The organism is Allostreptomyces psammosilenae (genome assembly GCF_013407765.1).
Classification (GTDB): Bacteria; Actinomycetota; Actinomycetes; order Streptomycetales; family Streptomycetaceae; genus Allostreptomyces; species Allostreptomyces psammosilenae.
In genome coordinates this window covers 4,791,893-4,814,847 of the sequence record NZ_JACBZD010000001.1, presented here as the reverse complement: position 1 = coordinate 4,814,847, position 22,955 = coordinate 4,791,893, and the positions used below count along the sequence as shown (strand labels likewise).

Here is a 22,955-nt window from a genome sequence, read left to right as displayed (position 1 = left end):
CCGACCGGCGGCGGCCGTGGTGACCGGACCGGTCACCGGCCCGGTGGCCGCCGGAGGGAGCGCGCCGGACGGGCCGCGCGGACCGGCGCCCGCCCGCCGGCCGGCCCCGGACCTCCCGCGCCCGTTCACGGACGTGCCGCGCCCCGCGCCGGCGCTCGGCCGCAAGGACCTCGACGCCGCCGACCTGCGCCGGACCGATCTCGACCGGGTGGACCGCCCACCCGCCGCCGGGGCGCGCCCCCGCCCCGCCACCCGTCCCCGGCCGGAGGGTGGCTGGTCGGCGCTCAGCCGGGGCCTGGTCGACCGGCGCCTCGGCGAGCACCTGGCACGGCACTTTCCGGACGGCCGCCCGTTGCGGATCCTCGACGTCGGCTGCCACGACCCGGAACGGCTGGTCCTGCTCGCCCTGGCCGGACACCGCGCCACCGGGCTCGGTACCGACCCGGACGCACTGCGGGCCGCCGACGACCTGGCCCGCGAGCAGCCCGCCGAGGCGCGTGCCCGGGTGGTGCTGCGGTTCGGCGGCCCGCAGGACCTCGGCCGCTGCTTCCGGCCGGCCTCCTTCGACCTCGTGCTGCACCACGACACCGCGCCGCCCTCCGTCCCCCCGGCCGACCAGGCCGACCAGGCCGACCAGGCCGACCAGGTCGGATGGATCCGGGCCGCGGGGGCGGTCGCGGCGCCGACGGCCGAGGCGGCCCCGGCACCGGCCCCGGGCACCCCGCCGTACTGGCCGCGGCCCGTCCGGCGGCCCCTCGACCGCGCCGCCGGGGCGGACGTGTGGGGCGTGCCCGGCCTGCCGGGCGGGTGGGGTGCGCCGGGCGTGTGGAGCCTGTTCGGAGCGTCGGGCGGGCTCACCCCGGCGGACGCCCCGGCGCCGCACTCGTCCGCGGCGGCGGCTCCCCCTTCCCCGCCCGCGACCGCGCCGTTCCCGGCCGCGCCGCTCGCCTCCGGCCGCTCCCCGTACGACCCGGCCGCGACCGCCGTGCCGGCCACCGCGACGGGCCGGGCGGCCGTGGACGGGCCGCCCCGCCGGACCGGAGCCCCGGACGCCGCCGTGACCCCGCCCGGGCACGACGCCCTGCTCGCCTCGCTGGTGCGGGTGCTGGCACCCGGCGGCCTGCTCTCCGTCGTGCTGCCCAACGCGGCCTGGCTGCCCCTGCGCGCCGCCGCGGCGGGCGAGTGGGCGGCCGCCGCGGCCGCGTTGGGCGCCGCCGCGGCGGGCGGGGCCGGCCCGGACGCGCTGGCCCGCACCCTGACCGCCCTCGGCGCGCCGCTGCTCGACTGGTACGGGGTGGGGGTGTTCGCGGGACTGGGCACCGGTCCGGTGGCCGTCGACGACGCACTCCCGGGCGGACCGGGGCGTGGCGGGCCGAACCGGGGCGAGCCGGCGCGGGACGCCGACGCCGTCGCCCTGGCGGAGGACGCCGCCGGGCGCCTGGATCCCTACCGGGCCCTGGCGCCGGTGCTCCACCTCTGCGCGGCGAAGAGCGGCCGGCGGTAGCGGCGGTGGAACGGGCCCACCCGGCGGCTCCGGCTGCGCGGGCGGGCGCCGTCCACCGACGGGAGGGCACTCCCCGGTCCGGGAAGGCCCGGCCCCCGGTCAGCCGGAGGCCGGCTCACCGGCCGCCCGGCCGCCCTCCAGGGAGCGCAGGAAGTCGATCAGCGCCGCGTTGACCTCGGCGGGGCGTTCCTGCTGGGTCCAGTGGCCGCAGTCCGGCAGGACGAGGGCGCCGTGCAGCCGGGGGACGGCGGCGGAGCGTCCCTCGATCAGCTCCCTGGCCTCCGGTGACGCGTAGGACCCGTCGCGGTCGCCGACCACGAACAGGGCCGGGGCCGCGACCGGCGTCTCCCGCCACCCGGCGGAGAGCTCCCAGTTCCGGTCCATGTTGCGGTACCAGTTCAGGCCACCGGTGAACCCCGACCGCTCGAACTCCGCCGCGAAGGCGGCGATGTCCCGCTCCGTCAGCCAGTCCGGCAGGACGTCCGGCTCGGGGAGCGAGTCGAGCAGCCCTCCGCCGGGCGAGAGCATCCCGGTCCACGCCGGGCCGGTGTAGCCGAGCATCCGGCGGAACAGCGCCGCGGGATCGCGGGCGAGGTCCGCGTCGGCGACGCCGGGGCGTTGGAAGTGGACGATGTAGAAGTCCTCCCCGAAGGCCGCGCGCATGCCGGCCACCGGCGGCAGCGAGCCCGTTGGCTCCGCCCAGCGGTGCGGGATGGACAGCGCGGCCACGCCCCTGACCCGCTCCGGCCGCATCTGCGCCGTGTTCCAGGCGACGATGGCCCCCCAGTCGTGCCCCACCACGACGGCCTGCCGCTCCCCCAGCGCCTCGATCAGCGCCGCGACGTCGTCCACCAGGTGCACGATGGTGTAGTCCTCGACGCGTTCCGGGACGTCCGTCCCGCCGTAGCCGCGCTGGTCGGGGGCGACGGCGTGGTAGCCGGCCGCGGCCAGCGCGGGGAGCTGGTGCCGCCAGGCGTACCAGGACTCCGGCCAGCCGTGCAGCAGGACCACCAACGGCCCGGAGCCCGCCTCGGCGACGTGCGTGCGCAGACCGTTCACGGTGATCGACCGGTGGCTGATCTCGACAGGTGCGGCCGTCATCGACGCCTCCCCCTTGCTAAGCGGCACAGAATTATTGAGCGCCGTTCAGTTTTCATACGGCGCACTGTACCGCGCAGGGGCCAGCCCGTGCGAACGCGCCCGTCGGAAGGGCGGCGCGGGCTCCGGGGCGCGTGCCGGGCACGCTGCTGCCGCGGCAGGCGGGCGGGGCCTGCCGCGGCAGGTGCGGTGGGTGGAGCGGTGGACGGCGTCCCGGTCAGGCGCCGTCGATGATCCGCGGGCCGGACACCGCCCCGGGATCGGCGGTGACGCCGCCGAAGCCCTCCAGGCCGTCGACGCCGACGCCGCCCCGCGGACCGTCGTCCGCCACCCCCGGCTCCGGCTCCGGGTCCGGGTCGGGGTCGGGGTCGTCGGCCCCGGTGGCGGCGGTGCCGCCCGGCTCGCGCCGGGGCGGGGCGCCGGCCGGCTCGTGCTCCGGCTCCGCCGGGTGCAGGCTCATCGGGCCGTAGACCTTCGTGCCGTCCTCGAACAGCACCACCTGGTCCACGCCGCCGTCACGCAGCACGCGCCAGAACTCGCCGACCCAGGACTCCGCGTCGGACTGCGTGGTGAACTCCTCGGGTTCCAGCGGCGGTTCCGTGCGGCTGCCATCGGCCTTCTCGAACTGCCACGTCCACGCCATGTACGGGCTCCCTCCGCTCCGGCAACCGCCCGGGCGCGGCGGCCGCTTCCCGCCGGAGCGTACCCCCGGGCACGGCGGAACACGCGCGTACGCGACCGGAGTGGGCGGCGGCACGCCCCGTGCCGGCGTGGCACGCCCCGCCCGGGCGGAGGCCGAACCCGGCGCGGTGCCGCCGCCGGCCCGGGCCGTTATGCTCGCGGGCGATGAGCAGCCTCGATTCCGACACCGCCGCGGGCGCCACCACCCCCACCCCGGTGGACGGTGCCCCGTCCACCGCCGCGGCCGCCTCCGAGCCGCTGGACGTGGACTCCGTCGCCGCCCTGGTCGGCCGGCCCGACCAGGCCGCACGCGACGCCGCCGGCCGCCACCGGCTGCGCCAGCCGGGCCACGTCGGCTCGCTCGGCCGGCTGGAGCGCCTGGCCGGCTGGCTGTCCGCCGTCCGGGGCACCGTGCCGGCGCGGCCGGCCGCCGCGCCCAAGGCGATCCTGTTCGCCGGGGACCACGGCGTCGCCGAGCTGGACGTCTCCACCCAGCCGCCCGGCGCCACCGAGCTGCTGGTCCGCCAGGTGCTGGACGGCACCGCGCCGGTGGCCGTCCTGGCCCGCCGGTTCGGCGCCGAGCTCCGCGTCGTCGACATGTCCGTGGACGCCGAGCCGGACGCCTTCGGTCCGAGCGTCGCCCGCCACCGGGTGCGGCGCGGCTCCGGGCGGGTGGACGTCGCCGACGCGCTCACCCGCGAGGAGGCCGAGCAGGCGTTCCGCGCCGGCATGGCGATCGCCGACGAGGAGGCCGACTCCGGCACGGACCTGGTGCTCCTCGGCGACCTGGGGCGCGGCTCCACCACTGTCGCCGCGGTGCTGGTCGCGGCCGTCACGGCGTCCGACGCGGCCTCCGTCGTGGGCCGGGGTTCCGGCATCGACGACTACCAGTGGATGCACAAGTGCGCCGCGATCCGGGACGCGCTGCGCCGCGCCCGCCGGGTGCAGTCCGACCCGATCCAGCTGCTGGCCACCTCCGGCGGCGCCGACTACGCGGCGATGTGCGGGTTCCTGCTGCAGGCGGCGGTGCGCCGGCTGCCCGTGGTGCTGGACGGCGTCGCCTCGGCGGCCTGCGCGCTGCTGGTGCAGCGGATGGCGTTCCGCGCCCCGGAGTGGTGGGTCGTCGGTTCGGCCGTGGCGGAGCCGGCGCAGGAGAAGGCACTGGCCCGGCTGGGTCTGGAGCCGCCGCTGCTGGACCAGGGCGTGGACCGGGGCGAGGGAATCGGTTCCCTGATCGCCCTGCCACTGATCCAGGCCGCGGCCGACCTGGCCAGCGCCGTGCCGGCGGTGGAGGAACCGCCGACGCCCGACGGCGCGGACGCCGACGGCACGAGTACCGACGGCGCGGCCGTCACCGAGTGAGAACCGGGTGGGAACGGGCGCCCGGCCGGCGCGGGCGCCCCTGACGGTTCACCGGCCGGTCGGCCACCGCCCCGGGCCGGGATCCACCCGGGGGTAGGGGCCGCCCTCGTGGAACACCACGAGGGTGTGGCCGCCGCCGTCCTCCCAGCGCTCGGCGACCATGACGGTCGGCACGCTCCGCTTGCGGGCCAGGCGGTCCGCGCGCCGGCGCGACACCATGCGCGGCAGGACGACAGCGCGGAGGGTGTCCGCCGGCAGGGCGTCGGCGGGCTCGACGTCGCCCTCGCACCACTGGACCGCCCAGGCGGCGCCCGCCCGGATCAGCTCGGCCGCCGGTTCCGGGTCCAGCCACTCCTCGGTCCGCCGCCAGACCGGCTCCGTGCCCCCGGGGTCCCCCTCGGCCCCCGGGTGCGCCGAGCCGTCCGCGTGCCGCCGTCCGCCCGCGCGTCGGCGCCCGCCGCGGGACGAACCTCCTGCCGCCATGGCTGCCACGTGCCTGTGGTAGCACGGCCTCCCCCGTGCACCAACCCGGTTTCAGCCGCCCTCGTCGGCCGGCACCAGTCGGCGGAGCACCATCGGCTCGGCCAGGATGCCGGGCAGCACGGCGGCCACGTGCCGGAAGTAGGGGGTGCGCCAGTGCTCCCGGAGCGCCTCCTCGTCCCGCCACTCCTCGTAGACCGCCATGCGGTCCGGTCGGTTGGGATCGACGTACGGCTGGTAGGCCAGGCACCCGGGTTCGTCCAGCGACGGCTCGATCATCCCCTCCAGCGCCGTGCGCAGACGGTCCTCCGAGCCCGGCCGGGCGCGCAGCAGGAGCACCACGGTGACCGGCCTCACCGGGCGCGCTCGGCGGGGACGCCCACCGGACCGGACCCCATGGCCACGTCGTCGATCGCGGTGGCGATCTCCGCGAGGTCGCGGTCGGTCAGCTCCACCGCGCCGGCGCCGATCCAGTCGTCCAGCTGCTCGGGACGGCGCGCGCCGACGGCGGCCCCGGTCACCCCCGGCCAGGCCAGCACCCAGGCCACCGCGACCGCCGGCAGCGGCACCCCCAGCCGCTCCGCGATCGGGCGCATCGCCTCCACCACGACCAGGTTGCGCTCCAGCCCCGTGGTGAAGTCGGGCGAGCGCCGGCGCCAGTCGTCGGCCGGCAGGGCGGCGACCCGCTCCGTCGAGAAGGCGCCGCTGAGCAGCCCGGAGTGCATCGGCTGGTGGGCGAGGACCCCGGTGCCGTGCGCCTCGGCCCAGGCGATCTCCGCGGCGGCCTCCCGGGAGAGCGCGGAGAACCGTGGCTGTACCGCGTCCACGTGGGCGATGGCCTCGGCGGCCTTGAGCCGGGTCAGGCCGTGGTTGGACAGGGCGATGGCCCGCACCTTGCCCTCGGCCCTGAGGTCCGCCATGACCTGCCAGTACTCCTGGATGCCGGTGGCGTCCGCGGGGGCCTCCGGGACGGCCTGCCCGTCCGGGTCGTCCGGGGGCGGGCCGTCCCCGGGCCAGTGCACCTGGTAGAGGTCGATGCGCTCGACGCCGAGGCGGCGCAGCGAGGCCTCCACCTCCCGGCGCACGCTCTCCGGCCTCAGCAGCCTGCGCGGCGGCGCGCCCGGATCGGACTCGTGCCAGACCAGCCCGCACTTGGTGAACACCAGCGGCCGGTCGCCCTCGGGCAGCGCCGCGATCGCCTCCCCCACCACCTCCTCCGCGTGGCCCAGGCCGTACACCGGGGCGGTGTCGATCCAGTTGACGCCGGCCTCGACGGCCCGCCGGATGGTGGCGATGGAGGTGGCGTCGTCCTGCGCGCCCCAGGCGTAGCGCCAGCCGGTGCCGCCGATGGCCCAGGTGCCCAGGCCCACGGTGGAGATCTCCATGTCGGTGGTGCCCAGCCGCCGAACGGGCGGCCTGTCCGTGATGCACGATGTCATCCCGATTCGTTCCCTTTCGATCGGTATGGGGCGCGGCGGCGGCCGGCCCCGTGGCCGCGTCGCGCGCACATCGCGCGTTGCGGCCCGGCGCGTTCGGTGGGCCGCGCCCGCCTGCCGCGGGCATCCACCCTGCGTGCGGCGGCCGCCGCCCCGGAAGGCCGGGCCGTGCCTGGGCACCGCGTGACCACCTTCACGGCGGCCCGCGCGCGAAATACTTGAGGGATGATCAGACGAGCCGAACTGGGTGAGTTCCTGCGGTCGCGACGCGCCCGCCTCCAGCCGGCGGACGTGGGGCTGCCGGAGGTCGGCGGGCAGCGCAGGGTGCCCGGGCTGCGCCGCGAGGAACTGGCGATGCTCGCCGGCGTGTCGGTGGACCACTACACGCGGTTGGAGCAGGGGCGCGGCGTGCAGTTCTCCGAGGCGGTGCTGGACGCGGTGGCCCGCGCGCTGCGGCTGAGCGAGGTGGAGCGCCAGCACCTGCACAACCTGGCCCGCCCCTCCGCCGGGGCGCCGGAGCCGCAGCACGAGATCCGGCCGGGGCTGCGCCGCCTGCTGGACTCGCTGCACGACGTGCCGGCGTTCGTCGTCGGCCGGCGCACCGACGTGCTGGCGTGGAACCCGCTGGCCGCCGCCCTGATCGCGGACTTCGGCGCGTTGCCGCCGGCGGAGCGGAACAAGGCGCGGCTGGTGTTCCTGGACGAGGGCATGCGCGAGCGCTACCGGGACTGGGAGCACAAGGCCGACGACGTGGTGGCCTACCTGCGGCTGGACGCGGGCCGGCACCCGGGGGATCCCCGGCTCGCCGCGCTGGTCGAGGAGCTCTGCGAGCGCAGCCCGGAGTTCCGGGAACGGTGGGCGGTGCACCAGGTCCGCGACAAGACCCACGGGACCTACGCGCTGCACCACCCCCTGGTGGGGGACGTCCAGGTGGGCTACGAGACGCTGCGGCTGCCGGAGGAACCGGACCAGGCGCTGGTCACCTACACCGTGGAGGAGGGCTCCCCGTCGCAGACGGCGCTGCGGCTGCTGGCCTCGCTGACCGCCGTCTGCCACGGGAGCTGACGCGGCCGGCCGTCGCCGGGCGCGGAGGGCCGGTCCCGCCCGGATAGCCTTGGCCCGGTGAACCGCAGCACCGCCCGACCCCGCACGACCCGGCCCCGCTTCACCCGGCCGCACTCCACCCGGCCCCGCTTCACCCGGGCCCACACCGCCCGGCCCGGCGCCGCCCGGCCCGGCCGGAGTGCCTCGCCGACCCGGTGGGAGCCCCGATGAGCCCGCGCCACTCCGTCACCGGCCGGGCGCTCACCCGCCACGCGCTGACCGCCGGCGCTGCCCGTCCCGCCGACCGGGTGGGCCCGCCGGCCGCGGCCGGGCGTCGGACGCTGGTGCTCGGCGGCGCCCGTTCCGGCAAGTCCACCGAGGCCGAGCGCCTGCTGTGGCACCGCCGCGGCGTGCTGTACGTGGCCACCTCGGGCCGGCGCGACGGCGACGCCGAGTGGGCCGAGCGCGTCCGGCTGCACCGGGAGCGGCGGCCCGCCGGCTGGGCCACCGTGGAGACCTGCGACCTGGAGCCGCTGCTCGCCGCCGACGGCGGCCCGCTGCTGGTCGACTGCCTGGCGCTGTGGCTGACCACCGTGATGGACGAGGCGGGCGCGTGGGACGACGGCCGGTGGAGGAGCGGGCCGGCCCGCGCGGAGGTGGCGGCCCGGGTGGGCGGGCTGGTCGCCGGGCTGCGCCGCACCCGCCGCCGCGTCGTGCTGGTGAGCAACGAGGTGGGCAGCGGGGTGGTGCCGGCCACGCCGGCCGGACGGCGCTTCCGGGACGAGCTGGGCCGGCTGAACGCGGCCGTGGCGGACGCCTGCGAGGACGTGCGCCTGGTGGTCGCCGGGCAGGTGCTGCCGCTGCGTGCGACCGGGCCGGCGGGGCGCCGGGGGCGGGGCGCGGCGATCCCGGCGCCGCCGCCGTGGGGCGGGCGGTGAGCGTCGGGCGGGCGTCCGGGGAGTCCGCGCCGGCCGACGGGCCGTCCGGCGGGCCGTCCGGCGGCGCCGGGCACCCGGGGCGGCCCGGTCCCGCCGCCCGCGCGGGCCGCGCGGCGCGTTCGGGGAGCTGGGCCGAGGGGTGGCGGTTCGCGGTCGGCACGCTCTCGGTGCTCCCGACCCGGGTGACCCACTGGGACCGGCCCACCGCCGCGCGGGCCATGCTGCTGGCGCCCCTGGTCGGCGTGCCGCTGGGGGTCTGCGCGGCGGCGCCGGCGGCGCTGGTCCACGCCGCGGGCGGCGGGGCGCCGCTCGCCGGGGTGGTCGCGGTGGCGGCCCTGGCGGCGCTGACCCGCGGGCTGCACCTGGACGGCCTGGCGGACACGGCGGACGGCCTGGGCAGCGGCAAGCCGGCCGAGGACGCGCTGCGGATCATGAAGGCGTCCGACATCGGCCCCTTCGGGGTGCTGGTGCTGCTGCTGGTGCTGATGGGTCAGGTGGCCGCGGTGGGGCGGGCCTTCGACGCCGGGACCGGCCGCGGCGCGGTCGCCGTGCTGGTGGCGGCCGTCGCGGCCCGGTCCGCCCTCAGCCGGGGCTGCCGGGTGGACGTCCCGTCCGCGCGACCGGGCGGCCTGGGCGCCATGGTGGCCGGCACGCTGTCCCGGCCCGCGGTGGTCGGCGCGACCGCGCTCGGGCTGCTCGGCTGCGCGGGGCTGGGCCTGGCGGAGGCGGCGCTGACCGGGCGCGAGGTGTGGGGCGCCACCGGCGCGGTGGCCCCGCCGCTGGCGGCGCTCCAGGCCGCCGGAGCGGCGGCCGTGGGTCTGGTGGCGGCGCGGGCGCTGCTGGGGCGCTGCGTCCGGCGGCTGGGCGGGGTGACCGGCGACGTGCTGGGGGCCATGGCGGAGACCTCGGCCGCCGCGGCGCTGCTGGTGCTGGCCCTCGGCTGAACGCCCCGGCGGCGGGGCCCGCGGCGCGGCGCGGGCCCGGCGCCACCGGCCGGGCGCCACCGGCGCGGCTACGATCGGCTCGTCGGCACGGCGGGTGTGCGGCGGGCCCGGGGCGGCGGCGCGCCGGCGCGGCCGGACCCCCCGCACACGCCCGCCGCCGACCCTGACGCCGCGTCGTGTGCGCGGCGCCCACCGGACTCGATCTGGGAGCCCCGCCCGTGCGGCGAGAGCGGCCGGCCCGGGGCTTCACGACAGAACAGGACCACTGTGACCACACTGACCCTCAGTTCCTCCACCGCGAGCAGCCTGCCCGCGGACGTCGTCGTCGTCGGCCTCGCCAAGGGCGAGCAGCACCCGGTGCTCGCCCCGGGGGCCGAGTCCGTCGACGAGGCGTTCGGCGGCCGGCTGGCCACCGTCCTGGAGACCCTCGGCGCCACCGGAGCCGAGGGGGAGACCACCCTCCTTCCGGCGGCGGAGGCGCTGAAGGCCCCCGTGGTCCTGGCCGTCGGCCTGGGCGAGGCGCCCGGCGGCGACGACGCCGACGCCGGCACCACGGCGCCCGGCGAGTACGCGGCGGAGACGCTGCGCCGCGCCGCCGGCAGCGCCGCCCGCGCGCTGGCCGGCAGGTCCACCGCCGTCCTGGCGCTGCCGACCGCCACCGCCGAGGCCGTGGAGGCCGTGGGCCTGGGGACCCTGCTGGGCGCCTACTCCTTCGACACCTACCGCGCCGCCGGCGGGGACGAGTCCGCCGGCCGGGGCCGCAAGGCGCCGCTCGGCGAGGCGGTCATCGTCGTTCCGGGCGCCGGCGACGACGCCGTCAAGGTGGCCGTCGACCGGGCCACCGTGATCGGCGAGGAGATGTGCCGCGCCCGCGACCTGGTCAACACCGCCCCGAACGACCTCTACCCCGAGGTCTTCGCGCGGATCGCCACCGAGGCCGGCCAGACCTACGGCCTGGACGTCGAGGTGCTGGACGAGGCGGCGCTGACCGAGGGCGGCTACGGCGGCATCCTCGGCGTGGGCCGCGGCTCGCAGCGCCCGCCGCGGCTGGTGCGGGTGGCCTACACCGCACCCGGCGCGGAGCGCACCGTGGCCTTCGTCGGCAAGGGCATCACCTACGACTCCGGCGGCATCTCGCTGAAGCCGGCCGGCCACAACGAGACCATGAAGTGCGACATGTCCGGCGCCGCGGCCGTGCTGTCCGCCGTGATCAGCGCCGCGCGGCTCGGTCTCGCGGTGAACGTCACCGGCTGGCTGGCGCTCGCCGAGAACATGCCGTCCGGCTCGGCCACCCGCCCCGGCGACGTGCTGCGGATGTACGGCGGCAAGACCGTCGAGGTGCTGAACACCGACGCCGAGGGCCGGCTGGTGCTGGCCGACGCGCTGACCCGGGCCGGCGAGGAGGGCCCGGACGTCATCGTGGACGTGGCCACCCTCACCGGCGCCATGATCCTCGCCCTGGGCACCCGCACCTTCGGCGTGATGGCCAACGACGACGACTTCCGCGCGGCCGTGCACGCCACCGCCGAGCGGGTCGGCGAGCCCTCCTGGCCGATGCCGCTGCCGGAGCACCTGCGCAAGGGCATGGTGGAGTCCACCGTCGCCGATCTGGCCAACATGGGCGAGCGGATGGGCGGCGGCCTGGTGGCTGGCCTGTTCCTGCGGGAGTTCGTCGCGGACGGCATCACCTGGGCGCACCTGGACATCGCCGGCCCGGCGTTCAACGAGTCGGGGCCGTTCGGTTACACGCCCAAGGGCGGCACCGGCAGCGCCGTGCGCACGCTGGTGGCGCTGGCCGAGCAGGCCGCCGGCGGCGAGCTGCCGCTCGGCTGAGCCCGGCGCCCGGGGTGGGCCGGACGCCGCCGTCGGCCTCCGGCCCACCCCGCACGGCCCGCCCCGCACGGACCACCGTGCTCAGGCGGTCGCGCTCAGCCGGTCGGGTCGCCGTCGCCGGCCTCCGACGCGGCGCGCGAGGACTCCTCGGCGCGGCGCCGGTTCCACTCGCGCATCCGCTGCGGGTAGCCCACCACGCCCGCGTCGTACACCGGGATGCCGAGCCGGGAACCGAGTTCGTGGGCGGCGCGGGCGTCCGGCACCCGGCGGCGGGTCCACTCGCCGGAGCGGGCCACCAGGACGACTGTGGTGGATGTCACGGCGGTCGGCGGCTCCACGAACGCCTCCACGCCGGTCCGCTCCGCCGCGAACTCCTCCAGGTGCCGGATGCCGTCGGCCACCCGGCGCCGCTCCTGGGAGCGCCGCCCGCGCGCCGTGCCGTCCACGCCCCATCCGGTCGCCCGTCTGCGCCGGAAGATGCCCATCACTCGCCTCCTGCCGCACCGTCAGGGGACCAGCTAACCGGTCGTGGCGCCGCCACCGCAACGCCCCGGCGGCCACCGGCCCCCGGGCGGGCCCGGGACGGCTGTGGCGGGTTCGGATCCCCGGCGGGGCGCGCGGGCGCGCGCGAACGCGCACAGTCGCCCGCCCACCACGGTGAGTTTCCGGCCACCCCCGGGCGGGGCGGCGGCCACGCCCGGTCGGAGCGCCGCGAACCCCCCGGCGCTTGCCGACCCGGCCGCTTGCGGCCCGTGGCAGGTGCGAAGATGGTGTACCGGCACGACGAGGAGTCCCGACAGCCAAAGGGTCAGGCCACCGCCGTGCGGCCCGTGACCCGGGTCGAGACGAGTACCCATGCATGGAGGACGTGACGTGGCGAACGACGCCGGCACCGTTTTCGACGTTGTCATTCTCGGAGGCGGGAGCGGCGGATACGCCGCCGCGCTCCGTTCGGCCCAGCTGGGCAAGAAGGTCGCGCTGATCGAGAAGGACAAGCTCGGGGGCACCTGCCTGCACCGCGGCTGCATCCCGACCAAGGCGCTGCTGCACGCCGCCGAGGTGGCCGACGAGGCCCGCGAGGCCGGCGCCATCGGCGTCCGGACCACCTTCGAGGGCATCGACATCCAGGGTGTCCACAAGTACAAGGACGGCGTGATCTCGCGCCTGTACAAGGGTCTGCAGGGCCTGGTCGGCAGCAAGGGCATCACCTACGTGACCGGTACCGGTCGGCTGGTTTCGCCCACCGCGGTCGAGGTTGACGGCGTCCGATACGAAGGTCGCCATGTGATTCTCGCCACTGGCTCGCAGCCGAAGTCCCTCCCCGGCCTCCAGATCGACGGCAACCGGATCATCTCCAGCGACCACGCCCTGGTGCTGGACCGGATCCCCTCCTCCGCCGTGATCCTGGGCGGCGGCGTGATCGGCGTGGAGTTCGCCAGCGCCTGGAAGTCCTACGGCGTGGACGTGACCATCGTCGAGGGCCTGCCGCACCTGGTCCCGGCCGAGGACGAGAGCAACTCCAAGCTGCTGGAGCGCGCCTTCCGCAAGCGCGGCATCAAGTTCGAGCTGGGCTCCCGCTTCTCCGGCGCCGAGTACACCGACGCCGGCGTGCGGGTGTCGCTGGAGAACGGCAAGCAGATCGAGGCCGAGCTGCTGCTCGTCGCCGTCGGTCGCGGCCCGGTCTCGGCCGGCCTCGGCTACGAGGAGGTCGGGGTCGCGATGGACCGCGGCTACGTGCTCGTCGACGAGTACTGCCAGACCAACGTGCCGACGATCTCCGCGGTCGGCGACCTCATCCCGACGCTCCAGCTCGCGCACGTCGGTTTCGCCGAGGGCATCCTGGTCGCCGAGCGCCTGGCCGGCCTGGACGTCGTCCCGATCGACTACAACGGCGTTCCGCGAGTGACCTACAGCCACCCCGAGGTCGCCTCGGTCGGCCTCACCGAGGCGAAGGCCAAGGAGCTGTACGGCGACGACAAGGTCGTCACCTACAAGTACAACCTCGGCGGGAACGGCAAGAGCCAGATCCTGCGCACCTCCGGTGAGATCAAGCTCGTCCAGGTCAAGGACGGCGCGGTGCTCGGCGTCCACATGGTCGGCGACCGGATGGGCGAGCAGGTCGGCGAGGCCCAGCTGATCTACAACTGGGAGGCGCTGCCCTCGGAGGTCGCCCAGCTCATCCACGCCCACCCGACCCAGTCCGAGGCTCTCGGCGAGGCCCACCTGGCCCTGGCCGGCAAGCCGCTGCACGCGCACGACTGACCCCGCGACGGCCGGAGGGCGAAGCAGTCCGCCGGTGCCCGGACCGCACCCAGGCACCGAACGCCCTTCCGGCCGGCCCGGAGTCGGTCACTTCCGTCACAGCGTCATCCGCAGATACGAAGGAGTCACTGAACCCCATGCCGGTCTCAGTAACACTGCCCGCGCTCGGTGAGAGCGTGTCGGAGGGCACCGTCACCCGTTGGCTGAAGGCCGAGGGCGACAAGGTGGAAGCCGACGAGCCGCTGCTGGAGGTGTCCACCGACAAGGTCGACACCGAGATCCCCGCGCCGGCCTCCGGCATCCTGGCCAAGATCACCGTCGGCGAGGACGAGACCGTCGAGGTCGGCGCCGAGCTGGCCGTCATCGACGACGGCACCGGTGCCCCGGCCGCCCCGGCGGCCCCCGCCGCGGAGGCCGCCCCGGCCGCCGCCCCGGCCGCGGAGGCGCCCGCCCCGGCCGAGCAGCCCGCCGCCCCGGCCCAGCCGGCCGCCGCCCCGGCCGAGCAGCCGGCCGCCCCGGCGCCCGCGGGCGCCGTCGCCGGCACCCCGGTCCTGCTGCCCGCCCTGGGCGAGTCGGTCACCGAGGGCACCGTCACCCGCTGGCTGAAGGCCGAGGGCGACACCGTCGAGGCCGACGAGCCGCTGCTGGAGGTGTCCACCGACAAGGTCGACACCGAGATCCCCGCGCCCACCTCGGGCGTGCTGGTGAAGATCACCGTCGGCGAGGACGAGACCGTCGCGGTCGGCGCCGAGCTGGCCGTCATCGGCCAGCCGGGTGCCGCCCCGGCCGCCGCCGCCCCGGCCCCGGCCCCCGCGCCGGCCGAGGCTCCGGCCCCGGCTCCCGCCCCTGCCCCGGCGCCCGCCCCGGCCGCCCCGGCTCCGGAGCCGGCCCCCGCCGCGGAGGTCGCCGCCCCGGCTCCGGCCCCCGCCCCGGCGCCCGCGCCCGCTCCGGCCCCCGCTCCGGCTCCGGCCGCCCCGGCTCCGGCCCCGGCGCCCTCCGAGCCGGGCGCCCCGGTCTACGTCACCCCGCTGGTGCGCAAGCTCGCCGCCGAGCGCGGCGTGGACCTCGCCGGCGTGAAGGGCAGCGGCGTCGGCGGTCGCATCCGCAAGGAGGACGTGATCGCCGCGGCCGAGGCCCTTCAGGCCGCCGCCGCGCAGGCCGCCCAGCCGGCCGCCGCCCCGGCCGCCGCCGCGCCGAAGCCGGCCGCCGTCCAGCCGTCGCCGCTGCGCGGCCAGACGGTGAAGATGACCCGCATCCGCAAGGCCATCGCCAACCACATGGTCAACTCGCTGCAGGTCTCCGCGCAGCTGACCACCGTGGTCGAGGTGGACGTCACCCGCATCATGCGGCTGCGGGCCAAGGCGAAGAACCAGTTCCTGCAGCGCGAGGGCGTCAAGCTCTCCCCGATGCCGTTCTTCGTCAAGGCGGCCATCGAGGCGCTCAAGGTGCACCCGGTGCTGAACGCCCGCGTCAACGACGCGGACGACACCATCACCTACCACGACGTCGAGAACATCGGCATCGCGGTGGACACCGAGCGCGGCCTGATGGTGCCGGTGATCCACAACGCCGGCGACCTGAACATCGCCGGCATCGCCCGCAAGATCGCCGACCTGGCCTCCCGCACCCGGGACAACAAGGTCAAGCCGGACGAGGTCGCCGGTGGCACGTTCACCGTCACCAACACCGGTTCGCGCGGCGCGCTGTTCGACACGCCGATCCTCAACCAGCCGCAGGTCGGCATGCTGGGCATCGGCGCGACCGTGAAGCGTCCGGTCGTCGTCAGCGACCCGGAGCTGGGCGACACCATCGCCGTCCGCGACATGGTGTACCTGGCCCTGTCCTACGACCACCGGATCGTGGACGGCGCCGACGCGGCCCGCTTCCTGGGGACCGTGAAGGCCCGCCTGGAGGAGGGCGCCTTCGAGGCCGACCTCGGCCTCTAGGCCCGGTGGGGCCCACGGGCCCGACCGACGGGACTCGCCCGCGGGGGCGGTCCGGCGCGACGCCGGACCGCCCCCGCGGCGTGTGCGCCTCCCCCGCCCGGGCCCCGGCCGACGCCGGCCCGCTGGTTCCCCGCGCTTGATCTCAAGCACACTGGAGGTCGGAGGATCGGTCCCATGACGCGGCAATGGAGCGGAACACTCGACGAGGCGTACCAGCGGCTGCACGCGGCCGGGCCGGAACACCAGGGCTGGCTGTCGAACCACGCGCCCATGGCGGTGGAGGCGCTGGCCCGGCACGGGCACGAGGGCGACATCCACCGCTGGCTGGACGCCTACGCGGACAAACTCGAGGACATGCCGGCGCGCCGGGAGCCGATCAGCGAGACCGACTGGCGGCGGGCGCTCGGCGACCCCCGCCGGATCGCCGACTGGATCTCCTTCTTCGCCGAACGGCTCCGGACCCGCCCCTGGCAGGGCGTGCTGGCCGAGTGGTGGCCACGGCTGCTGCCCGGCATCGCCGCCGGCGCCACCCACGGCGTGATCCGGGTGGGGCACGCCGTGCGCGAGCTGCTGCCCGAGCCGGCCGCCGGGGCCGCCGCCATCGAACCGGGGCCGGACGCGGACGGCCCCGCGCTCCCCGACCTGCCCGACCTCCCCGAGCTGGCGCAGCCCTCCCCCGACCAGGTGACCCCGCCCGGCCCCCGACTCGACGAGCTGGCGCACGCCCTCGGCTACTGGGCCGCCCGCTGGCAGGCCGTGCCGGGCCTGACCGACCCGCGCGGCACCGAGGAGCCCGCCGAGGCGCTGGAACGGGTGCCGCCCGTCCCCTTCCAGGCCGGCGGCATCCGGGACCGGCTGGTGCAGCTGCCGGAGGCGCCCGGCTGGCCCGGATCGATGACGGCGCTCCGGCCCCCGACCGACCCACTGGACGCCCGGCGGCTGCTGGCCGACCTGGTCACCGCCGCCACCCACCGCTACCTCACCCACGGCCACGGCGACGGCGTGATGCTGGTGCACGCCGCCACCGCGCCCAACGCCGTCCTGCGCACCCTGCCCGCCCTCCCCCGCCGGCTGTGGGTGCCCAGCGTGGCCGCGGCCTGGGCCGCCAGCGCCGCCGTGACCTCCGCCTACACCCCCCGCCAGCCGGCCGCGCCGGCGGAGCTCTCGCGCGTCGGCGTGATCGCCGCCATCACCGCCTCCGCCGGGACGGCGACCCCCGAGGAGGTCGCCACCGAGCTGCTGGAGCTCGCCGTCGAGCACGGCGACGAGCACGTGATCAAGCTCGCCGACACCGCCGTCGACGTCTTCGCGCGCACCGGCGACCCGACGTCGCTCGCCGCGGCGGCCCGGGCCACCCAGCTCATCCCGAAGGGCTGACCAGCGCCCCGGACCGATGGCGCGGCACCCCGGGTGCCGCGGTGTGCCCCTGCCGTCGCGTGGCGCACCGCGGCAACATGCGCCTCGTACTCCCCGGTACCGGTTCCCTTCCACCTGGCGCACTGCCAGGATGATCGTCATGCGCATCGCCGTGACCGGGTCCAGCGGGCTGATCGGAACCGCTCTCACCACCTCCCTCCTGCGCGACGGGCACGAGGTGATCCGCCTGGTGCGCCGGGACCCCCGCAGCGGACCCCGGCCCGACGGCTCGACGGAGGCCCGCTGGGATCCCCGGCGGCAGTGGGTGGACCTCGCGGCGCTGGACGGCGTCGAGGCCATCGCCCACCTGGCCGGGGCGGGCGTCGGCGACCGGCGCTGGAGCGAGGCCTACAAACGGGAGATCCGGGACAGCCGGGTGCTCGGCACCTGCGCCATCGCGGAGGCCGCCGCCGCCCTGGAGCCCCGCCCCCGGGTGCTGGCCAGCGGGTCGGCCATCGGCTACTACGGGGACACCGGGGACCGTCCCGTCGACGAGACCCACCCGCCCGGCGAGGGCTTCCTCGCCCAGGTCTGCCAGGACTGGGAGGAGGCCACCCGCCCGGCCGAGGAGGCGGGGGTGCGCACCGTGCACCTGCGCACCGGCCTGGTGGTCTCCCGCTCCGGCGGCGCCTGGGGGCGGCTGTTCCCGATCTTCCGCGCCGGCCTGGGCGGGCGCCTGGGATCCGGGCGGCAGTTCTGGAGCTACATCTCCATGGCCGACGAGATCGCGGCCATCCGGCACGTGATGTTCTCCGCCGAACTGCACGGCCCGGTCAACCTCACCGCGCCCGAGCCGGTCACCAACCGCGAGGTCACCGCCGCGATGGGCGAGGTGCTGCGCCGCCCGACGCTGCTGGCCGTCCCCGCCCCGGCGCTCCGGCTGGCGCTCGGCGACTTCGCGGACGACGTGCTGGGCAGCCAGCGGGTGCGACCACGCGCCCTGCTGGAGAGCGGGTTCCGCTTCCGGCACACCGACGTCCGGGACGCCATCCGGGCCGCCCTCGCCGACGGCTGACCGCCGGCCCGCCCGGCCGGCCGGAGAGGCGGCCGGGCGGGGTCGACCGGCGGCCGTCGCCCCGGCGCCGCGCCGCCGGACCACCCACCCCGCGGCCCTCCGAACGGCCGCGCCGGCGCCCCGGACCGCCACGCCCACCCGCTCCACGCACCACCCGCCCCGTCCGTACCACCACAACGCCCGCCCCGCCCGTACCACCGCACCGCCCACGACGCAGCAGCCAGCTACGCCCGCCCCCTCCACCGGACGGCGTCGCCGAACGGCCAGCAGTGGCCGCGGCTCCCGCCGTCCACACGCCCGGCCCAGGCCGTGCGTTGGCCGATCCGCCCGCCGCACGTGAGGAGCCCCCGCCCTTGCCCACCCGTCCCGCGACCGCGACCGCCGCCTCCCTGCCGGCCCCGGCCACCATCCAGGCCCCCCGCCCGCACCGCCTGTGGCTGCTGTCCACCACGAACACCTCCTACGTGGTCCAGCTCACCGACGACGGGCGCCTCGTGCAGGTCTACTGGGGCCCACGGCTGACGTCGGCACAGGCGACCGGGGCGGCCGACGACCACAGCCCGCCCGGCGACCGGGCCGCCGACGCGCCCGCCGACGCGGACGAGCAGCTCCCCGTCGACGGCGGGCCCCGCTGGGGCGTGCCCTCCCTCCAGGTGACCTGCCCCGGCCAGGTGCGCTCGCTGGAGCTGGAGTTCCTCTCCGACACCGTCCACCCGGAGCCGGAGATCGACGCCGTCCGCCTCGACCTGACGCTGGCCGACCGCTACTTCCCGCTCACCGTGACCCTGCACTACCGGCTGCGGCACGACTCCGACGCCGTGGAACGCTGGGTCACCCTGCGCCACACCGGCCCGCGCTCCGTCCCCTCCGCTCGCGCGGCGGCCGTCCCGCGCCCATCGCTCGGCACCACCGGAACGTCCTGGAGCGGCGCAGCGGCCGGAAGCGGCGGCGCGACCGGGCCCGGCCCGGCGGCTGCTCCCGGCCCGGCGGCCGGTCCCGGCGGCGCCGGCGGAGCGGGGGCCGCCGGCACCGACGAGGCGTTCTGGATCCACCGGGCCGACTCCGCCAACTGGGTGCTCCCGGAGCTGGGCGACTACCGGCTGACCGGCGCCGGCGGCGCCTGGGCCGCCGAGACGCTGCCGCGCCGCGCCCCGCTGCCGTTCGGCGAGACCACCCTCACCAGCCGCCAGGGCATCACCGGCCACTCCGCCAACCCCTGGCTGATGCTCGACGACGGCACCGCCACCGAGTCGCACGGCACGGTCTGGAGCTGGGCCCTGGCCTGGAGCGGCAGCTGGCGGCTGACCGCCAGCCGTCGCGCCGAGGTCCCGGGCGTGGCGGTCACCGGCGGAGCCGGCCACGACGGCGTGACCTGGCGGCTCGGTCCCGGCGAGGAGCTGACCACCCCGCCGATGCTCGGCCTGTACTCGCCGGAGGGCTTCGGCGGCACCTCCCGCGCCTGGCACCGGCACATCCGGCGGCACGTGCTGCCACAGCCCGACGAGCTGCGCCCGGTCGCCTACCACTCCTGGGCGGCCACCCGCTTCGACGCCGACGAGAGCGGCCGGCGGGAGCTGGCCCGACGCGCCGCCCGCCTGGGCGCCGAACTCTTCGTGCTGGGCGACGGCTGGTTCGGCAACCGCGGCGGGGAGGAGTCCGGACTCGGCGACTGGTGGCCGAACCCCAAGCGGTTCCCGAACGGCCTGCGCCCGCTCTCCGACACCGTCCACGACCTCGGCATGCTGTTCGGCCTGTGGGTCGGGCCGGAGATGGTGAACCCCGACAGCGAGCTGTACCGCTCCCGGCCGGACTGGGTGCTGCACCACCCGCACCGCCGCCGCGACGCCCGTCGCCACCGGCTGGTGCTGAACTTCGCCCGGCCGGACGTGCGCGAGTGGGCCCTCGGCTGGCTGGACGAGCTGGTCGACCGGGCCGACGTGGACCTCCTCCAGTGGGACCTGGACCGGCCGTTCTCGCAGGCCGGCTGGCCGGAGCGGGGCGGGCGCGACGGCGACCAGGACCGGCTGTGGCTGGACCACGTGCGCGGCGTGTACGGGGTGCTGGACGAGCTGCGCGCCCGCCACCCGCGGCTGCGGGTGCAGTCCCGCGCCGCCGGCGGCGGGCGGGTGGACCTGGGCGTGCTGCGCCGCGCCGACGAGGTGTGGACCTCCGACAACACCGACGCCTTCCACCGCCAGGCGATCCAGCACGGGTTCGGCCAGCTGTACCCGGCGGTGGTGATGGCCGCGTCGGTGACCGACCGGCCGAACGCCGTCACCGGTCGGGCGGTCCCGCTGCGCTACCGCTTCCACGTGGCGATGGCCGGGGCGCTCGGGGTCGGCGGCGACCTGCCGTCCTGGAGCGCGGAGGAGATCGCCGAGGCGACCGCGCTGGTGGCCGAGTACAAGGAGATCCGGCCGGCGGTCCAGCTCGGCGAGCAGTACCGGCTGGGCGCCGAGCCCGGGGCGGGGCTGTCCGGCGTGCAGTACCGCTACGAGGACGAGGTGGTGGTCCTCGCCTACCTGCCGCACCCCGGCCCGGGGGTGCCCCCGCTGGCGGTGCCGGCCGCGCTGCGGCTGGCCGACCTGGAGCCGGACGCGGTCTACGAGAACGTCCGCACGGGCCGGCGGCACCACGGCCGGGTGCTGATGGCCGCGGGGCTGCCCCTCCCCCGCTTCCGCGAGGCCCGCGGGGACTACGTCAGCGAGGTGGTCCGGCTGCGCCGCATCTAGCCGGGCCGTCGCTGACCCGGGCGTGCCCCCGTGAGGTGTCCTCTTGGCGTCCGGACGGTGTCGGGACGGTGTCCGCCGGACTCGGCGGTCACCGTCCACATCGTGGGCACCGCCGGGACACGGACGCACCGAACGCACCCGCCCCACCATGCCTCCCGGCCGTTCGTCAAACACCCAACTTGGCGCGCGCGGGGGCGCATTGACTATTCGTCAGCGCTCCGGTGTGCGCCCGCCCCCGCGCACCCGGCCGGAGTCAGCGCGACCCGGCCGGGGCACCCTGGGTGCAACCACCATGGTTCGGACTCCGGACCCGATCCGCTGAGGGGGCGGCATGGTCGGACGGGCCAACGACGGACGAGCCGGATGCGGTGACGACGCGCGCGACGCGTCCACCCGCGGACCCGGCGACGACGAACCCCACCACGACAGACCGGGCGAACGCCCCGCGGCGCGGCGAACGGCAGGCGCAACCGCCCCGGAGCCGGCGCCGGAGACGGAGACGGAGCCAACCACCTCCGCCACACCCGCCGCGTCCACCACACCCCCCGTCGCCAGGGACGTGCTGGTGGTCGGCGCCGGAGTGGCCGGCCTCGCCGCCGCCGCCGAACTCGTCCGGATGGGACTGCGGGTGACCGTGCTGGAGGCCGCCGACCACGTCGGCGGACGGGCGGCCCCGATCGACGTGGACGGGTTCCGGCTGGACGCCGGGGTCCACCTGGTCGACCTCGCCGGCCTGGCGCCCGCCGGGCTCCCCGGCAGTCCGCTGGACGCCCTGATCCACCTGGACGGCGGGTACTGCCCCGTCCCCGGCGGACGGCAGGAGCGGTCGTCCGGGACGACCAGGCCGCCCGGCCCGTCCGCCCCGGTGAACCTGCCGCGCCGACGGGCACTGCTGGCGCTGCGCCGCTTCGCCGCCGGGGAGCGGCACCGCCTCGGCGGCAACCGCGCCACGGCCGTCCGCGCGGGCGACCGCCCCTGGCCGACCGGCCGGACGGGCCCGCACCCGCTGGGGGAGGTCACCGCCGACACCGCCCTGGCGGCCGGCGCGCTGCTGCCCGGGTTGCGCGGCGCCGCCGGGGAGGACCTGGTCCGGCCGCTGGTGCGGGCCCTCGCCGGCGACCCCGACCTCACCGCCACCTCCGCCGAACGGGCCCGCGCGCTGCTCGGCTCACTGCTCGCCGGCACGACCGGAACGCTGCGCGGCGGCCCGCGCGCGCTGCTCGACCGGCTGCTCGCCGAGCTGCCGCCGGGCACCGTGCGCACCGGGGTCCGGGTGACCTCGGTGCGAGCCGGCGGGGTGTCCACCGAACGCCACGGGAGGTGGCCGGCCCGCGCCGTGGTGGTGGCCACCGACCCGCCCACGGCGGCCCGCCTGCTCCCCGGGCTGCGGCTGCCGCGGTTCCACGGCGCCGTGGTCGCCTACCGGACGTGGCCGCTGGCAGCCGCGGGCGATCGGCTGCGCCGTCCGGACCGGCTGCACGTCGAGGGCTCCCCGCTGGCCGGCCCGGCGAGCGCACTGCTGGCCGTCTCGCTCGCCGACCCGGGGAGCGCGCCGCCGGGGAGGTTGCTGGTGGCCCAGATGGCGCCGTTCCGCCCCGAGGCGCCGTTCCGCCCCGACGAGGCGCGGGGCGACGAGCCGCCGGTGCCCCGCGCCGCGCGGGCGTTCGGCACGGACCCGGGTGCCGAGGCGACCGCCGCCGGGATGCGCTGGCAGTTCCGGGACCTGCTGCCGACGCCGGACGGCCACGCCCCCGCCGAGGAGGGGGCCGGCGCGCTGGGCGGCACGGCACCGGCGGCGCGGGTCTGCCCGCCGCACGGCCCGGTGGCCACCGCCACGGAGGCGGTCCCCGCCGCCGGCACCGCCGCCGCGGTAGCGCTGCGGGGATCGGGCGAGAGGCTGCTGGCCGTGGTGTCCGACCCGTGGGCGTGGCCGGCGACCCCGCCGCCGTACCGCCCGCTGCGGCCGGTGCGGATGCTGCAGGGCCTGTACGTCTGCGGCGACCACCGCTCCGCCGGCGGACTGGCCGGAGCCTTCACCTCGGGGCGCGAGGCCGCCCGCGCCGTGGGAATGGACCTGCGCTAGCAACCTGCCGCCGGCTCCGCTAGCCGGCCCCCGCCTTCCCCACCGTGGGAACGGACCAGCGCCAGCTTCCTCCCGACCCCGCCCGCCATCGGAGTGGACCCGCGCCAGTTCCCTCCCGTCCCTGCCCGCCGTGCCGGCTCCTCCCCGCCCCCACCCGCCGTCGGAACGGACCCGCGGCAGT

The 22,955-nt window shown here is 77.6% G+C and carries 16 protein-coding genes and 2 pseudogenes; 12 read left to right on the top strand and 6 right to left on the bottom strand.

The window, feature by feature from the left end; translation table 11 throughout:
* Positions 1-19 precede the first annotated feature (19 nt).
* The gene (locus FHU37_RS19935; protein WP_179815501.1) at positions 20-1,504 is read left to right on the top strand and encodes a class I SAM-dependent methyltransferase; all 1,485 of its coding nucleotides are present in this window, start codon (positions 20-22) and stop codon (positions 1,502-1,504) included.
* A 99-nt stretch (positions 1,505-1,603) separates the two neighbouring features.
* Here FHU37_RS19935 and FHU37_RS19930 read toward each other — a convergent pair whose 3' ends face one another.
* Both FHU37_RS19930 and FHU37_RS19925 read right to left on the bottom strand, forming a co-directional pair.
* Positions 1,604-2,605, bottom strand: a complete 1,002-nt coding sequence (locus FHU37_RS19930) for an alpha/beta fold hydrolase (protein WP_179815500.1) — start codon at positions 2,603-2,605, stop codon at positions 1,604-1,606.
* A 448-nt stretch (positions 2,606-3,053) separates the two neighbouring features.
* A pseudogene (locus FHU37_RS19925) lies at positions 3,054-3,245 on the bottom strand (hypothetical protein); the annotation flags it as partial.
* 296 nt (positions 3,246-3,541) lie between these two features.
* On the opposite strand from FHU37_RS19925, the gene FHU37_RS19920 reads away from it, so the two are divergent.
* Positions 3,542-4,645: a nicotinate-nucleotide--dimethylbenzimidazole phosphoribosyltransferase gene (locus FHU37_RS19920; protein ID WP_246451113.1), complete on the top strand. Its 1,104-nt coding sequence runs from the start codon at positions 3,542-3,544 to the stop codon at positions 4,643-4,645.
* Between the two features lie 48 nt (positions 4,646-4,693).
* On the opposite strand, the gene FHU37_RS19915 is transcribed toward FHU37_RS19920, so the two are convergent.
* From FHU37_RS19915 to FHU37_RS19905, 3 genes are read right to left on the bottom strand one after another with little or no spacing between them, the layout of a single operon-like run.
* Complete coding sequence (locus FHU37_RS19915; protein ID WP_179815498.1) at positions 4,694-5,137, bottom strand: hypothetical protein; 444 nt, start codon at positions 5,135-5,137, stop codon at positions 4,694-4,696.
* A gap of 42 nt (positions 5,138-5,179) precedes the next feature.
* Positions 5,180-5,482, bottom strand: a complete 303-nt coding sequence (locus tag FHU37_RS19910) for a putative quinol monooxygenase (RefSeq protein WP_179815497.1) — start codon at positions 5,480-5,482, stop codon at positions 5,180-5,182.
* Entirely contained in the window at positions 5,479-6,564 is a 1,086-nt protein-coding gene (locus FHU37_RS19905; RefSeq protein WP_218904089.1) for an aldo/keto reductase, read from the bottom strand. The genes FHU37_RS19910 and FHU37_RS19905 overlap by 4 nt, the downstream gene beginning before the upstream one ends.
* 222 nt (positions 6,565-6,786) lie before the next feature.
* Between FHU37_RS19905 and FHU37_RS19900 the strand changes: the two genes are divergently transcribed.
* From FHU37_RS19900 to FHU37_RS19885, 4 genes and pseudogenes are all read left to right on the top strand, one after another.
* Positions 6,787-7,626, top strand: coding sequence for a helix-turn-helix transcriptional regulator (locus tag FHU37_RS19900; protein ID WP_179815496.1), 840 nt, complete (start codon positions 6,787-6,789; stop codon positions 7,624-7,626).
* Between the two features lie 230 nt (positions 7,627-7,856).
* Positions 7,857-8,543 (top strand): annotated as a pseudogene (locus FHU37_RS19895) (bifunctional adenosylcobinamide kinase/adenosylcobinamide-phosphate guanylyltransferase); the annotation flags it as partial.
* Entirely contained in the window at positions 8,540-9,487 is a 948-nt protein-coding gene (locus tag FHU37_RS19890) for an adenosylcobinamide-GDP ribazoletransferase (RefSeq protein WP_179815494.1), read from the top strand. The pseudogene FHU37_RS19895 and the gene FHU37_RS19890, both read left to right, overlap by 4 nt.
* Positions 9,488-9,754: 267 nt before the next feature.
* On the top strand, positions 9,755-11,320 hold the full coding sequence (locus FHU37_RS19885) for a leucyl aminopeptidase (protein ID WP_179815493.1): 1,566 nt from the start codon (positions 9,755-9,757) through the stop codon (positions 11,318-11,320).
* Between the two features lie 95 nt (positions 11,321-11,415).
* On the opposite strand, the gene FHU37_RS19880 is transcribed toward FHU37_RS19885, so the two are convergent.
* A complete protein-coding gene (locus FHU37_RS19880; protein ID WP_179815492.1) occupies positions 11,416-11,805 on the bottom strand; it encodes a hypothetical protein in 390 nt (129 codons plus the stop codon).
* A 370-nt stretch (positions 11,806-12,175) separates the two neighbouring features.
* Between FHU37_RS19880 and lpdA the strand changes: the two genes are divergently transcribed.
* The 6 genes from lpdA (at position 12,176) to FHU37_RS19840 (ending at position 22,774) form a co-directional block, all read left to right on the top strand.
* Positions 12,176-13,582, top strand: coding sequence for a dihydrolipoyl dehydrogenase (gene lpdA / locus FHU37_RS19875; protein ID WP_179815491.1), 1,407 nt, complete (start codon positions 12,176-12,178; stop codon positions 13,580-13,582).
* Between the two features lie 137 nt (positions 13,583-13,719).
* The gene (gene sucB / locus FHU37_RS19870) at positions 13,720-15,528 is read left to right on the top strand and encodes a 2-oxoglutarate dehydrogenase, E2 component, dihydrolipoamide succinyltransferase (protein ID WP_179815490.1); all 1,809 of its coding nucleotides are present in this window, start codon (positions 13,720-13,722) and stop codon (positions 15,526-15,528) included.
* A 174-nt stretch (positions 15,529-15,702) separates the two neighbouring features.
* A complete protein-coding gene (locus tag FHU37_RS19865; protein ID WP_179815489.1) occupies positions 15,703-16,905 on the top strand; it encodes a questin oxidase family protein in 1,203 nt (400 codons plus the stop codon).
* A 130-nt stretch (positions 16,906-17,035) separates the two neighbouring features.
* Positions 17,036-17,959: a TIGR01777 family oxidoreductase gene (locus tag FHU37_RS19860; RefSeq protein WP_179815488.1), complete on the top strand. Its 924-nt coding sequence runs from the start codon at positions 17,036-17,038 to the stop codon at positions 17,957-17,959.
* Between the two features lie 353 nt (positions 17,960-18,312).
* Complete coding sequence (locus FHU37_RS19850) at positions 18,313-20,691, top strand: alpha-galactosidase (RefSeq protein WP_218904088.1); 2,379 nt, start codon at positions 18,313-18,315, stop codon at positions 20,689-20,691.
* Between the two features lie 331 nt (positions 20,692-21,022).
* Entirely contained in the window at positions 21,023-22,774 is a 1,752-nt protein-coding gene (locus FHU37_RS19840) for an FAD-dependent oxidoreductase (protein ID WP_246450008.1), read from the top strand.
* Positions 22,775-22,955: the final 181 nt, after the last annotated feature.

Bases quoted from the DNA above. Each gene is read 5' to 3' on its own strand.
- FHU37_RS19880 (WP_179815492.1), bottom strand. From the start codon at position 11,805: ATGGGCATCTTCCGGCGCAGACGGGCGACCGGATGGGGCGTGGACGGC.
- lpdA (WP_179815491.1), top strand. From the start codon at position 12,176: ATGCATGGAGGACGTGACGTGGCGAACGACGCCGGCACCGTTTTCGAC.
- FHU37_RS19930 (WP_179815500.1), bottom strand. From the start codon at position 2,605: ATGACGGCCGCACCTGTCGAGATCAGCCACCGGTCGATCACCGTGAAC.
- FHU37_RS19900 (WP_179815496.1), top strand. From the start codon at position 6,787: ATGATCAGACGAGCCGAACTGGGTGAGTTCCTGCGGTCGCGACGCGCC.
- FHU37_RS19840 (WP_246450008.1), top strand. From the start codon at position 21,023: ATGGTCGGACGGGCCAACGACGGACGAGCCGGATGCGGTGACGACGCG.
- sucB (WP_179815490.1), top strand. From the start codon at position 13,720: ATGCCGGTCTCAGTAACACTGCCCGCGCTCGGTGAGAGCGTGTCGGAG.
- FHU37_RS19865 (WP_179815489.1), top strand. From the start codon at position 15,703: ATGACGCGGCAATGGAGCGGAACACTCGACGAGGCGTACCAGCGGCTG.
- FHU37_RS19860 (WP_179815488.1), top strand. From the start codon at position 17,036: ATGATCGTCATGCGCATCGCCGTGACCGGGTCCAGCGGGCTGATCGGA.
- FHU37_RS19905 (WP_218904089.1), bottom strand. From the start codon at position 6,564: ATGACATCGTGCATCACGGACAGGCCGCCCGTTCGGCGGCTGGGCACC.